Raw genomic sequence first — 13,801 nt, forward strand, 5'->3', positions numbered from 1 at the left:
CCATTTCTATCCTGTTTTTTTTTGGTAAATTCGTAGAGCAACAAAAAAATTACATATATGGCTTTTGATATTAATATGATAAAAGAGGTATACAGTAAAGTAGTTGAACGAGTAGATGCTGCTCGCGAGATTACAGGTAAACCTTTAACATTAGCAGAGAAAATTTTATACACACACCTTTGGGATGGAAAACCTACGGAAGCATTTGAAAGAGGAAAGGATTATGTAGATTTTGCTCCAGACCGTATAGCATGTCAAGATGCAACAGCTCAAATGGCGTTGTTACAATTTATGCAAGCAGGTAAAAACAAAGTGGCTGTACCTACAACAGTACATTGTGATCACTTAATTCAGGCAAAAGTTGGTGCCTCGACAGATTTACAAACCGCGTTAAATAACTCAAATGAAGTATTCAATTTCTTAGAATCAGTTTCTAATAAATATGGAATTGGTTTTTGGAAACCAGGAGCTGGTATTATTCACCAAGTAGTTCTGGAAAATTACGCCTTTCCTGGAGGAATGATGATTGGTACCGATTCTCATACCGTAAATGCAGGAGGATTAGGAATGGTAGCCATCGGTGTTGGTGGTGCTGATGCAGTAGATGTTATGGCAGGGATGCCTTGGGAATTAAAATTTCCTAAATTAATAGGGGTAAAGTTAACAGGGAAGTTATCTGGTTGGACAGCACCAAAAGACGTAATTTTAAAAGTGGCAGAAATTTTAACCGTAAAAGGGGGAACAGGTGCGATTGTTGAATATTTCGGACCAGGAGCCACGGCGATGTCATGTACAGGTAAAGGAACTATTTGTAATATGGGGGCAGAAATTGGAGCTACAACTTCTACTTTTGGCTACGATGCCTCTATGGAACGTTATTTACGTGCTACAGATAGAAACGATGTGGCAGATGCTGCAAACGAAATTAAAGAATATTTAACGGCAGATGCTGAAGTATATGCAAATCCTGAGCAATATTTTGATCAGGTAATTGAGATTAATTTATCAGAATTAGGCCCATTATTAAACGGACCTTTTACACCAGATTTATCTACTTCAGTAGGAAAAGAAATGACAGAGAAAGCACAAGCAAACGATTGGCCATTACAAGTTGAATGGGGATTAATCGGTTCTTGTACAAACTCTTCATATGAAGATTTATCTAGGGCAGCTTCTATAGCACAACAAGCTATAGATAAAGGGCTAAAAACAAAAGCAGAGTTTGGAATCAACCCAGGGTCAGAACAAGTACGATACACCGCGGAAAGAGATGGAATTTTACAAGTTTTTGAAAATTTAGACGCTAAGATATTTACCAATGCATGCGGACCATGTATTGGTCAGTGGGGACGTTATGAAGACCCTAAAAATGCTCCTAAAAATTCTATTGTGCATTCATTTAATAGAAATTTTGCCAAGCGTGCAGATGGAAATCCAAATACACATGCCTTCGTAGCTTCACCAGAATTGACTGCTGCTATTGCAATTGCTGGACGTTTAGATTTTAATCCGTTGACAGATAAATTAATTAATGAGAATGGAGAAGAGGTCATGTTAGATGAACCAACAGGTTGGGAATTGCCTCCAAAAGGATTTGAAGTTGATGATAATGGATATATTGCACCTGAAGAAGACGGAAGTGGTATAGAAGTAGTAGTAAGCCCTAATTCTGAACGTTTGGAACTATTAACACCGTTTGAACCGCTAGGAGATACTATTAAAGATGCTAAATTATTAATCAAAGCATACGGAAAATGTACGACAGACCATATATCTATGGCAGGTCCTTGGTTACGCTACCGTGGACACTTAGATAATATCTCTAACAACATGTTAATTGGGGCAGTAAATGCGTTTAATATGCAAACAAATTTTGTTAAAAATCAATTAACAGGTGAGTATGATGCAGTGCCTAAAGTACAACGCGAATATAAAGCGAAAGGAATTAAAACAATTGTAGTAGGTGATCATAACTATGGAGAAGGTTCTTCACGTGAGCATGCAGCTATGGAGCCTCGTCATTTAGGTGTGGCTGCTGTATTAGTAAAATCATTTGCACGTATTCATGAAACAAACTTGAAAAAACAAGGAATGTTAGGGCTAACATTTGCTAACGAAGCAGATTACGATTTAATTCAAGAAGACGATACATTCAACTTTTTAGACCTACATGAGTTTGCTCCAAACAAACCATTAACTATTGAAGTGGTTCATGCAAATGGATCAAAAGATACGATTATTGCAAATCATACTTATAACGAAGGGCAGATAAAATGGTTTAAAGAAGGCTCAGCCTTAAACTTAATAAAGAAACAAAATGCCTAAGAGGTATTTTTAATAATAAAACTCGAAAGCTCTGGAATTTTCCAGAGCTTTTTTTGTAATGTTTTTTAGTTTTTTCGACCTAAAACTTAAAAGTCAAAACGATGAGTGCACTTTGGTATTTAGAGGATGTTAACTTGTTTAAAATATTATGCCCGCATAAATATCCTGCTTTCAAGGAAAATCACACCTTAAATAGATATAAAAAGAAAGACTATATCTATTTTGAGGAAGACACCGCAAACAAAATTTACCTAATAGATAGGGGGAAAGTTAAAATTGGCTATTATACAGAAGATGGAGAAGAGGTAATTAAGGCCATATTAACCAAAGGCGAAATATTTGGAGAAAAAGCCATTTTGGGAGTCGAAAAACGAAATGAATTTGCCCAATCGATAGATAATACAACAGAAATTTGCCCAGTATCTAGAGATACTATGTATTCATTAATGCGAGATAATGTATCTGTAAGTTTTAAGATATACAAATTTATTGGGTTGCGAATGAAAAAGTTAGAAAGAAGACTTCAATTATTATTATTTAAAGATACACGTACTCGTTTGTTAGAGTTTTTTAAAGAACTGTGTGAAGAATATGGACATGAGTGTGAAAAAACAGGAGATCAAGTAATTGAACATCCCTATACACAAAAAGATATTGCCACTCTAATAGGAACTTCAAGACCTACATTAAATACCTTAATGAACGAGCTAAAACAAGAAAAAGTGATTGATTTTAACAGAAAAGAAATACGATTACTTAAAAAAGTAGCATAAATGTAAGCTAGCTAACATTTTAATAGAAAATGTGCAGGTAACTTTGTTTTTGTATAAATTCAAAATTACAAAAACAATGAAAAAAATATTTTTAACACTGGCGGCAGTGAGCGCATTAACTTTTACGGCTTGTAGCGATGACGATGACAATACACCAAAAACATCAAACTTAAGTTTAAATGTAAGTGGGTTAGAAAATTTAGGAGCAGACTATGTGTATGAAGGTTGGATAATCGTAGGAGATAGGCCAGTGTCAACAGGAACGTTTAATGTAAATGATTCAGGGACATTATCGCAAAATTCTTTTGTGATTGATTCAGATATGTTATCAGTAGCATCTACTTTTGTTTTAACTATTGAACCGACAAACGATTCAGATCCAGCACCTTCAGATACTAAAATTTTAGCAGGAAATTTTTCAGGAAATACAGCTTCAATAAACTCTAATATTGTTGGAGATTTTAGTAGCTCTTGGGGTAAATTTATTTTAGCAACTCCAACAGATGGAGAAAATACAAATGAAAGAAGTGGTGTTTGGTTTTTAGATCCAGGAATGCCACCACAAGTAGGTTTAGGATTGCCAGAGTTAGATGAAGGATGGAAATATGAAGGATGGGCTGTAATCAATGGAGTACCAGTAACTACAGGTAAGTTTACAAAACTTGCAGCAACAGATGAGTTTGATGGTTTTAGTGGACCTATAGATTTGCCAGCACCTAATGGAGCTGATGGATTCTTTCCAGGAGAAGATTTCCTTATGAATGCTCCAGACGGGCTAACCTTTCCAACAGATTTAAGAGGTGCAACTATTGTAATTACAGTTGAGCCGAATCCAGACAATAGCCCAGCACCCTTTACATTAAAACCATTAGCTAAAACAGTAGCTGATGATGCTCAAGAACATGTAGCTATTGATTTAGGAGCTGGTCCTTTGATAACCATCACAGGAACCGTTTCAAGATAATAAACTACATCAGAGGTAAAATTTAATTAATACCTCTAATTCCCCTTATTTTAAGAGTAATCAACTATTTTTGATTACTCTTATTTTTATATAAACTATTTTATGACAGATTTTTTAAGAAGTATATCTCAGCAACCATTACCTGTAGTTGACATAAGTATATCTTTTAATGAATACAAACCAATTTCAATAGCAGCCTCTAATAAAGAGCTAACCTTTGATGTTGCTTCATCAAAAGAATGGGAAGCATATTTAGAAAGTTATTTATTAAAACATAAAAAAACAGTTGCTTTTGGAGGCTACTTAGAAATAAGAGATATTTATAGTAGAAGTGAACATTTCAATAAATTATCAGAAGAAAATCAACGAAATATTCATTTGGGAATCGATTTATGGTGTGATGCAGGCACAGGTATTTTAGCAGTATTAGAAGGTGAAATTCATAGTTTTAAAAACAATGTAAACTACGGTGATTACGGACCTACAATTATTATAAAACATTCAATTGAAGGAAATGAGTTTTATTCATTGTACGGTCATTTATCATTAGCATCTTTAGCAGGCATATCTGTTGGTAAAAAAGTCAAACAAGGAGAAAAGATAGGAACTCTAGGGGATAGTACTGTAAACGGAGACTACGCTCCGCATTTGCATTTTCAGTTAATAATAGATATTGAAGATTATAAAGGAGATTACCCAGGCGTGTCTTCAAAAAAGACCTTAGATTTTTACAAGCAAAATTGCCCTAATCCTAATTTATTATTAAAATTGCCTCAAGAAAACCTTATAGAGGAATGAAGTAAAACAAGATAATCGCCCTAAGTAAAGAGACTGAAAAAAACTAGGGTTAATTAATTATTAAAATTTAGATTTTTGAAATATAGACAACTTACAAAAGAGCAGTTTGAAGGATTACACGAAGAATTTGCACGTTTTTTAGCATCACAAAACATTGATAAAAAAGAATGGGATGAACTAAAAAAAGAGAAACCACATGTAGCAGAAGATGAAATGAATGTGTTTAGCGATGTTGTTTGGGATGATGTATTAACGAAAACAGAGTACTTAGAACATTTTTCTCCAAATTTAGTAAACCTATTTAAATGCGAAGAAAAAATAATACATCGTATTGTGATAAAAATTAATAAAGAGGTCAATGTTTTAGAGCAAGATGGGTTTGAATGGTTACTAAAAAACCCAAATGATGAAGCACTTGAATTTTTACGAGGTTCAAAAAACTATCAAGAAGAAAGAAATGTTGAAATTTTTGATTTAATTGAAAAAGGAAGTACTATTTCTAAAGGAGAACTGTACGAGTATTTTAATCAATTAACATCAAATGTATAATGCTCGATACCAAGCTTATTTTAGCAGCGTAATTAACGTATCTGTACCAGAACTAGCAACGTCTTCAATAATAGTTAAGTTATGGAAGGCGTTTTTGTTTACAGCAGGCTTAGGATCTATAAAATAAATAGGTGTATTGTGTGGTACATAGTTAATCAAACTAGCTGCGGGATATACCTGCATCGAGGTTCCTATAATTACTAAAATATCTGCTTGTAAGGTTATTTCAGCCGCTTTTTCCAATAACGGAACATCTTCACCAAACCAAACAATATGCGGGCGTAATTGAGCATTTTCTTCACATACATCACCCATAACAATATCTTTATTCCAATTATAAACAAGATGTTTGTTTTTAGTACTGCGAGCTTTTAATAGTTCGCCATGTAGGTGTATTACATTTTTGTTTCCTGCTCTTTCGTGTAAATCATCTACGTTTTGCGTAATAATATCAACTTCAAAATTATTTTCTAAAGAAACTAGGTTATGATGTGCTTTATTAGGAGAAACTTCTAAAAGTTGTCTTCTTCGTTGATTATAAAAATCTAACACCAATTCAGGGTTTGCATGAAATCCTTGTGGAGAAGCCACTTCATAAATATCATGACCTTCCCACAAACCATCAGCATCTCTAAAAGTTTTAATACCGCTTTCGGCACTAATTCCAGCACCTGTTAATACTACCAAACGTTTTTTCATAAATATAAATTTTGTTGCAAGTTTAAGAAAATAAATACTAGGCTGTCGCCCTGCGACTAAAAATAGGAAAATTCACTATGTTTGTTGCATGATAGATGATGGATTATTAGCCTATTTAGAAGGTTATATTACTGAGAAAAGAAAAGAAACCTTTTATAAGGTTTTAAATGAACGCACGCGTCATTTTACGGTAGTGTTAGAAGATATTTACCAACCACACAATGCCAGTGCGGTGGTAAGAAGCTGTGATATCTTTGGCATACAAGATGTATATGCAATTGAGAATAAATTTACCAATAAAGTATCAAGGCATGTAGCAAAAGGAAGCCAGAAATGGTTAGACATTCATCGGTATAAAGAAGATGGAGACAATACCAAAGCCTGTTTAGAAGATTTACGGGCAAATGGGTATCAAATTATAGGAACCACTCCACATACTGATTCTTGTATTTTGCCCGATTTTGATGTGACAAAACAATCAGCATTTGTTTTTGGAGCTGAAAAAGATGGGATTTCAGATTATATCAAACAAGAAGCAGATGGATTTTTAAAAATTCCGATGGTTGGTTTTACCGAAAGCTTAAATATCTCAGTAGCAGCAGCTATAACTCTACAAGATGTAACTACACGCTTGAAAAGAACAGATATACATTGGCAACTTTCAGAAGAAGAAAAGAAAGTATTGTACGTTAAATGGATAAAAAATACGATTAAAAATCCAGAGAAATTAATAGAGTATTACTATAATGAAATTGTTAGGTAACTATTTTTAAGTAAAGATATTGTTGTGAATAAAATAGGGTAAACTCATTTAAAACAAAATGAAAAGAAGTAAAATAATTGGACTTTTAATTATTTTAACAGGTATTTTAATTCTTTTTTACAAAGAGGATGAATTTTATGGTTGGGGAGGATATGTTGATAAATCTTGGGAAAATATAATTATTAGTTTTATTTTAATTGCTATTGGAGTATTGTTTGTTAAAAAGAGTAATAGAATCAATTAGCAGGTTATTGCTACAAACAAAGAAGATAATTTTACTTAGAAGTCAATATTTTAGATACTAACTCTTTGGTTAACGGTTGTCCGTTAGCCATTTTTTTGATGTTTTCAAAAGTAAACACAAAATCACAACCATTTTTGTAATTAGAACATCCATAGGCAGACTTTCCTTTTAAAACAATTCCTTTGTTGCATTTAGGACAAGCGAGAGTGTCTGGTTGAGATTTAGCTTCGTTGAACTTACGTTTCTCGCTATCGCTTGAAATAGTATTAGAACTCGTTTTTTTAGGTTCAAACTTTAAATTGAAATGATTGTCAAAACGAACCAAGCCTTCTACTTTTTTATTTTCTTGTTTGAAGCCTTTTAAATTCGTTGTGCATCCTTTATCAAGTAAACGAATTAGTTGGTTTTCAGATATTTTTTTATCCATAAACTCAAAAGGAAGTGTAAAATCACAACCGTTTTTATAGGCAGAACACCCATAAGCAGTACTGCCTTTTAATAAATGCCCTTTTTTGCATTTTGGACATTCTTTACCAACGACAGTTTTCTTTTTAGAAGTTGTTTTTTTAGGTGGTTGTTTCGTTTTTTGAACCTCATGAGAAATTCGTTTCGTTTTAGAGCTCGAACGAACTTCGTAGACTAAATCGTCCACCATTCTTTTCATCTGATTGATAAACGTAGCTGCATGATATTCTCCACGTTCAATTTCTTTCAAACGCTTTTCCCAAAGCCCTGTTAATTCAGCAGACTTTAACAATTCATTGTCAATTAAATCAATCAAATCGATACCTGTTTGGGTAGGAAGAATTAATTTTTTTTGACGTTCAATATATTTTCTTCTAAATAAGGTTTCAATAATACTTGCACGTGTAGATGGTCGTCCAATACCATTTTCCTTCATCAATTCGCGCATCTCATCGTCATCTACTTGCTTTCCAGCAGTTTCCATAGCACGTAGCAAACTCGCTTCGGTATAGTTTCGAGGAGGTTTAGTTTCCTTTTCTAAAAAAGAAGGTTCGTGCGGACCTTTTTCTCCCTTTTCAAAGGTAGGAAGTACATCTTTTTCTTCTGTTTTTTTAGAATCGTTTCCATAGTCAAAAACAGCTCGCCAACCTTTGGTGAGTATTTCCTTTCCTGAAGTTCTAAAAGGCACTTTATCAGCTTCTCCTTTAACTTCTGTTTTAGAAATATCACTATCAGGATAAAACACGGCAATAAATCGTTTTACAATAATATCATATACTTGTTGCTGATTGTATTGCAGGTTAATTTCTATTCCTGTAGGGATAATAGCATGGTGATCGGTCACTTTTTTATCGTTAAAAACTTTACTCGATTTACGTATTTTCTTTCCTAATAAAGGTTGTGTTAACGAAGCATATTGTTTTAGCCCTTTTAAAATATTCGGGACTTTAGGATAAATATCATTCGGTAAAAAAGTAGTATCTACTCTTGGGTAGGTAACCACTTTCATTTCATATAGTTTCTGAACAATTTTTAAGGTTTCATCTGCTGAAAATCCAAATTTGTTGTTACAGTACACCTGTAAGCCCGTTAAGTCGAAAAGTTTTGGCGCGTATTCTTTTCCTTTTTTCTTCGTAACCGAGGTTATCTCAAAATCACTTTCTTTTACTTTATCAGCAAAAGCTTGCCCTTCTTCTTTTTTAAGAAAACGACCTTCTTCACAACTAAATAAGGTTTCACGATATTGAGTTTGTAACTCCCAATAAGGTTCAGGTTTAAAGTTTTGAATTTCTTTATAACGATCCACCAACATAGCCAGAGTAGGAGTTTGTACTCTACCAATAGACAACACTTGTTTGTAACCACCAAATTTTACAGTGTACAAACGAGTAGCATTTAAGCCTAATAGCCAATCACCTATAGCACGAGAAAACCCCGCATAATATAAATTGTTATAATCGTCGTTGTCTTTTAGGTTTTCAAACCCTTCTTTAATAGCTTCTTCCGTTAGGGAGGAAATCCATAATCGTTGGATTTTACCTTTGTAATTTGCTTGATTGATAACCCATCGTTGAATGAGTTCTCCTTCTTGTCCAGCATCCCCACAGTTGATAACCACATCGGCTTTTTCAAATAAAGACTTAACAATTTTGAACTGTTTCTGAATACCACTATCATTAGTTACTTTCGTATCGAAACGTTCAGGAAGCATGGGAAGGTTGTTCAAGTCCCAGCTTTTCCAGTGTGGTTTGTAATCTTTAGGCTCTAAAAGGGTACATAAATGACCGAATGTATACGTAACAGCATAGCCATTCCCTTCGAAATATCCATCTCGTTTGGTATTGGCTCCTAAGATATTAGCAATCTCACGGGCTACACTTGGTTTTTCGGCGATACAAACTTTCATTTACATAAATTAGAAAGCCGAAATTACTAAATTATTTGTGAATGTTAGAGGTTGTTTTTTGAGGAAATTTTAACAACTGTAATTAATTATGAATCCATAAAAGTTAGATTGTTTCGAAAGTTTTCACCAATAGGGATTTCAATTTTCTCTATTTCAATGTCGTTTTTAGTATATGCAGTAATTTTATCTATATTAACAATGTATGAGCGATGTATCCTGATAAATCGCTGATCTAACTTTTCTTCAAAAGCGGATAGACTAAATTTGGTAATATGCTTTTCTTTTTCTGAATGTATTTGAATGTAGTCTTTTAGACTTTCTATATACAAAATAGAATCGAAATGAACTTTTACCTGCTTTCGGTCTTTTCTTATATAAATAAAAGAGCTTTTACTTTTGGGAATAGAAACTGTTGAAGGACTAATAATTGGCTCTTTTTGTGAAGCCTTAAACTTTTGTATGGCATTAAAGAAGCGTTGAAAAGTTATGGGTTTTAAAATATAGTCGATTGCATTTAATTCAAACCCTTCAACAGCATAATCTCTATAAGCTGTGGTAAAAATAACTTTAGGTTTGTGCACAAGGTTTTTAAAAAAATCAGTGCCTTTTAAAACAGGCATTTCAATATCTAAAAACAATAAATCGATAGTTTCTTTTTGAAGTATATTACTGGCTTCAATAGCACTACTGCAAGAAGCAACTAGTACAAAATCATCTAATTGAGATAAGTGTGTCTTTATGAGACCTCTCGCTAATTTTTCATCATCAACAATCAAACATTTGTACATCATTTTACAGGTAATTTTAAAAACAAGTTAAAGGTATAAGCATCTTCCTTAATGTCTAAAGAATAGTTAGTAAGGTATAATAATTCCAATTGCTTTTTTACGTTGGTTAGTCCAATACTCTTTTTATTTCCAGCGATATTATTTTTTGCTTTTGAATTTACTATATGAAACCTTATAAACTCTTCTTTTACAGAAATATTTATATGTATAAAAGCTTTCTTTAATTCTTGAGAAACCCCATGTTTAAAAGCATTTTCTATAAATGTTAAAAGAATCAAAGGAGCAATTGTAACATCGGATGTTACTTCTTTATTAAAACTAATATCTACACGCTCATCATACCTAACTTTTTCCAAAGCGAGATAGTTTTCTATTAGTTCAATTTCTTTATTTAATGAAACGTATTTGTCGTTACATCCATACAACATATAATCTAACATTTCTGAAAGCTTAGCAATTACCTCAGGAGCTTCATCTGATTTTTCTATTGATAAAGCATATAAATTATTTAACGTATTGAATAAAAAATGCGGATTCAATTGGTGCTTTAAAACAGATAGTTCTGTATACATTTTTTGCTCATTAAGTTGTAAGTAAGCTTGTTGATCTTTGTAAAACTTAGCGATAACCAGTAGTATAGTAGGAGTTAAAATGATTGTAGACTTTCCCAGAAATACTCGGAGATCCAATAATTTTTCCCAAAACATCTTACTAGAATCATATACGTTGTTATTACTAGACTTAAAATATTTAGGAATGTGATAATATTCATGAAACCCAACAAAAAAGATAAACACACCAACTAATAAAAGCAAAAGAGATATTGTAAATTGAATATTTTTTTTGGGGACTAAAAAATTAGGAATTAAAAAGTTAAGGCAAGTGTAAGCGACAATAAACTGACATAAAACATAAATAGCATAATGTTCTAAAACTTCAGGATAACCACTGTAATAATTCATGTTTACAGTACCAATAAAATAGAGGTACACTCCCAACCAAAACAAAAACTGTTTTACTGTCGGAAGCTTAAAAAAATGTAGAATGTTTTTTAAAATACTCATGTGTGCGCTAAAATACAATTTTAAAAAAAAGGCAGATAAAAAGTAGCTCAAAGCTTGTTTTTTGTAGTTAGTAGTAAAAAAATCATAGACCAAACTGGGTTTCTTTTAAATATAACTTTCCGACAATAAAAGCAGCTTGTTAGTCTACTTTTTAAAATACAAGTAGATCTCTAAAATAGTTTTGTTTGCTAAATGTGCTTAAAAATAAGGAGCACGCTGTTAATTTTTAATTTAAGTAAATGAAGAGAATTGTGTTTTTTTTAATGTTAGTTTTTAAAATGTTTTATGTTCAAGCCCAGTCTGATGTAAAAACAAGCAAAATAATTTTTAGTGATAGTAGTATTCAATTAGACGGAAAATTAAATGAACCTATATGGAACAAATTAATTCCTGAGGGAGAATTTCTTAATTATATACCTAATAATGGAGATTTAGCGTCTAACAAAACTGAGGTAAAAATGTTTCATAACGGTAAAAAGTTATATATAAGTGCTGTATATCAAGATACAACTGATGTTGTTCAAATTGGGTCTTTAAAACGGGATGATATTGGAACATCAGGAGCTGATAGCGATTCTTTTGCGATACTTTTAGATACCTACAATCAACAACAATCAGGTTATTTTTTTATCGTCAATATGGGAGGTGCTTTAGTAGATGCATTGGTATCCAGAAATGGTGATGGTTTTAAAGTAAGTACTAGTTGGAATACTGTTTGGAATGCAAGAACATCTGTAAAAGGAAAGTTAAAAATAGTTGAAATAGAAATTCCTTTAAAGGCACTAGGCTATAAGGTTGATTCTGCCGAATGGGGAGTCATGTTTCACACGAGAAATATTAAATTAAATGAATGGACAACGAGCACATTAATAGATCGTAATTATACGCAATTTGATTTACGATTTACCAAAGTGTTCGAAGTAGAAAAGTTGTCGAAAAATAAATCATCCAGATTTGTTGTTACACCATCAGTAACTACAAATTATTCAAAGGATGTAATTGGTAATGTAGAAGATACCATGGTTAAACCAAGTGTAGATGTACAATTTAATGTAAGTTCTTCTTTAAAGTTAGATGCTACTATAAACCCTGATTTTTCACAAATAGATGTAGATAGGCAAGTTACAAACTTAAGTAGGTTCTCTATATTTTTTCCTGAACGACGAAACTTCTTTTTAGAAAATAGTGATTTATTCACAAGCTTAGGAGTTAGTGGTGTAAATCCTTTTTATTCAAGACGTATTGGTGCGGATAGCGAACTATCATTTGGAATAAAATTGTCTGGAAATATGACTAAAAAAACACGATTAGGTATACTGAATGTTGCCACCAAAGCCAAAGACGATAATCCTGCTCAGAATTATGGAGCGTTGGTAGTACAACAACAACTATCCAAATTTTTCACAGCAACAGGGTATTACGTTAATAGACAAGAGACAGATGGTTTTTCTTTTATGGATGATTATAATAGAATTACTGGAATTAATGTAAATTATCAATCGAAAAATAATAAATGGACAGGATTAGCAAATTTTTCGAGTAGTTCAACAAGTAATGTTTCTGGAAAAAATAAATTTTACAATACAGAAGTTTGGTACAATAATATTAATGTTTCTGCGTATGCTGGAATCAGAAAAGTTGAGAAAAACTATATTACTGATGTTGGTTTCGTACCTCGTTTATATAACTATGACGCCGTTTTAGATGAAGTTATACGTGAAGGGTATACACAAGTCAGTGGACGCATTCGTTTGACCAAATTTTATAAAAATGCTAAATTCTTTGATCACCATCGTTATTTAAATTTGTCTAATGATACCTATTGGGATGATCAAGGAAATGTTAGTCAATCAACTACGGTGTTAAATAATGATTTGGTGTTTAAAGATCAATCGTTTTTGTACGGTGGATTTCGTCATGAATATGTAAATCTAAAATATGCATTTGATCCTTTAAATAACGGAAAAGCCATTACAGCAGGAAAGTATAAGTATTTCGATGCTGGTTTTGGATATGCCTCAGCTTATAATAAAAAGTTCCAATATGGAGGAAATATAAGTTATGGGAGTTATTATAATGGTTATAAAAACGGTATTAGTATGAATGCAGAATATAGATTAATGCCCTTAGCACGTTTGCAGGTTCGATATGAAAGAAACAGAATAAATTTAAAGGAGTTAGGAAAAGAAACCTTTCACTTAGCCCGTTTTACTGGAGAAATATTCTTTTCTAACCGATTAAATTGGACTACTTATGTACAGTACAATACTCAGTTTGATAATTTTAATATCAATAGCCGTTTGCAATGGGAATATAAGCCATTATCTTATATATACTTAGTAGTTTCAGATAATTATAATCAAGATATATCACGTAAAAACTGGGGGCTAGCTTTAAAAGCAAATTACAGGTTTGATTTCTAAGAAAACACAAGTAAAATTGAATTGATTTAGAAATAACTTA

12 protein-coding genes are annotated in these 13,801 nt (G+C 32.4%); 8 read left to right on the forward strand and 4 right to left on the reverse strand.

Annotated features, from left to right (window positions below; translation table 11 throughout):
• Positions 1 to 57 precede the first annotated feature (57 nt).
• The 5 genes from ACN0WY_RS09425 (at position 58) to ACN0WY_RS09445 (ending at position 5,409) form a co-directional block, all read left to right on the forward strand.
• The gene (locus tag ACN0WY_RS09425) at positions 58 to 2,325 is read left to right on the forward strand and encodes an aconitate hydratase (protein WP_417800197.1); all 2,268 of its coding nucleotides are present in this window, start codon (positions 58 to 60) and stop codon (positions 2,323 to 2,325) included.
• Between the two features lie 101 nt (positions 2,326 to 2,426).
• On the forward strand, positions 2,427 to 3,098 hold the full coding sequence (locus tag ACN0WY_RS09430; RefSeq protein ID WP_330489161.1) for a Crp/Fnr family transcriptional regulator: 672 nt from the start codon (positions 2,427 to 2,429) through the stop codon (positions 3,096 to 3,098).
• 76 nt (positions 3,099 to 3,174) lie between these two features.
• On the forward strand, positions 3,175 to 4,062 hold the full coding sequence (locus ACN0WY_RS09435) for an anti-sigma factor domain-containing protein (RefSeq protein WP_417800198.1): 888 nt from the start codon (positions 3,175 to 3,177) through the stop codon (positions 4,060 to 4,062).
• A gap of 102 nt (positions 4,063 to 4,164) precedes the next feature.
• Positions 4,165 to 4,860, forward strand: a complete 696-nt coding sequence (locus tag ACN0WY_RS09440) for a peptidoglycan DD-metalloendopeptidase family protein (protein ID WP_417800199.1) — start codon at positions 4,165 to 4,167, stop codon at positions 4,858 to 4,860.
• 75 nt (positions 4,861 to 4,935) lie between these two features.
• Positions 4,936 to 5,409 (forward strand): DUF6495 family protein, encoded by a 474-nt coding sequence (locus tag ACN0WY_RS09445; protein WP_330489158.1) that lies wholly within the window; start codon positions 4,936 to 4,938, stop codon positions 5,407 to 5,409.
• A gap of 15 nt (positions 5,410 to 5,424) precedes the next feature.
• Here the strand turns inward: ACN0WY_RS09445 and ACN0WY_RS09450 are convergent, their stop codons facing one another.
• Positions 5,425 to 6,108: an NAD-dependent deacylase gene (locus tag ACN0WY_RS09450; protein WP_330489157.1), complete on the reverse strand. Its 684-nt coding sequence runs from the start codon at positions 6,106 to 6,108 to the stop codon at positions 5,425 to 5,427.
• A gap of 88 nt (positions 6,109 to 6,196) precedes the next feature.
• On the opposite strand from ACN0WY_RS09450, the gene ACN0WY_RS09455 reads away from it, so the two are divergent.
• A complete protein-coding gene (locus ACN0WY_RS09455; RefSeq protein WP_417800200.1) occupies positions 6,197 to 6,871 on the forward strand; it encodes a TrmH family RNA methyltransferase in 675 nt (224 codons plus the stop codon).
• Positions 6,872 to 6,929: 58 nt separating this feature from the next.
• Complete coding sequence (locus tag ACN0WY_RS09460) at positions 6,930 to 7,115, forward strand: hypothetical protein (RefSeq protein ID WP_417800201.1); 186 nt, start codon at positions 6,930 to 6,932, stop codon at positions 7,113 to 7,115.
• A 31-nt stretch (positions 7,116 to 7,146) separates the two neighbouring features.
• Here ACN0WY_RS09460 and ACN0WY_RS09465 read toward each other — a convergent pair whose 3' ends face one another.
• From ACN0WY_RS09465 to ACN0WY_RS09475, 3 genes are all read right to left on the reverse strand, one after another.
• The gene (locus ACN0WY_RS09465; protein ID WP_417800202.1) at positions 7,147 to 9,486 is read right to left on the reverse strand and encodes a DNA topoisomerase 3; all 2,340 of its coding nucleotides are present in this window, start codon (positions 9,484 to 9,486) and stop codon (positions 7,147 to 7,149) included.
• Positions 9,487 to 9,572: 86 nt separating this feature from the next.
• On the reverse strand, positions 9,573 to 10,277 hold the full coding sequence (locus ACN0WY_RS09470; RefSeq protein WP_330489154.1) for a LytTR family DNA-binding domain-containing protein: 705 nt from the start codon (positions 10,275 to 10,277) through the stop codon (positions 9,573 to 9,575).
• Positions 10,274 to 11,236, reverse strand: coding sequence for a sensor histidine kinase (locus ACN0WY_RS09475; RefSeq protein ID WP_417800203.1), 963 nt, complete (start codon positions 11,234 to 11,236; stop codon positions 10,274 to 10,276). The genes ACN0WY_RS09470 and ACN0WY_RS09475 overlap by 4 nt, the downstream gene beginning before the upstream one ends.
• Before the next feature lie 341 nt (positions 11,237 to 11,577).
• Between ACN0WY_RS09475 and ACN0WY_RS09480 the strand changes: the two genes are divergently transcribed.
• Positions 11,578 to 13,761 carry a DUF5916 domain-containing protein gene (locus ACN0WY_RS09480; protein ID WP_417800204.1) on the forward strand — a complete coding sequence of 728 codons (2,184 nt, stop codon included), beginning with the start codon at positions 11,578 to 11,580 and terminating at the stop codon, positions 13,759 to 13,761.
• Positions 13,762 to 13,801 lie beyond the last annotated feature (40 nt).

This window comes from Tenacibaculum sp. (assembly GCF_048269885.1).
GTDB lineage: Bacteria > Bacteroidota > Bacteroidia > Flavobacteriales > Flavobacteriaceae > Polaribacter.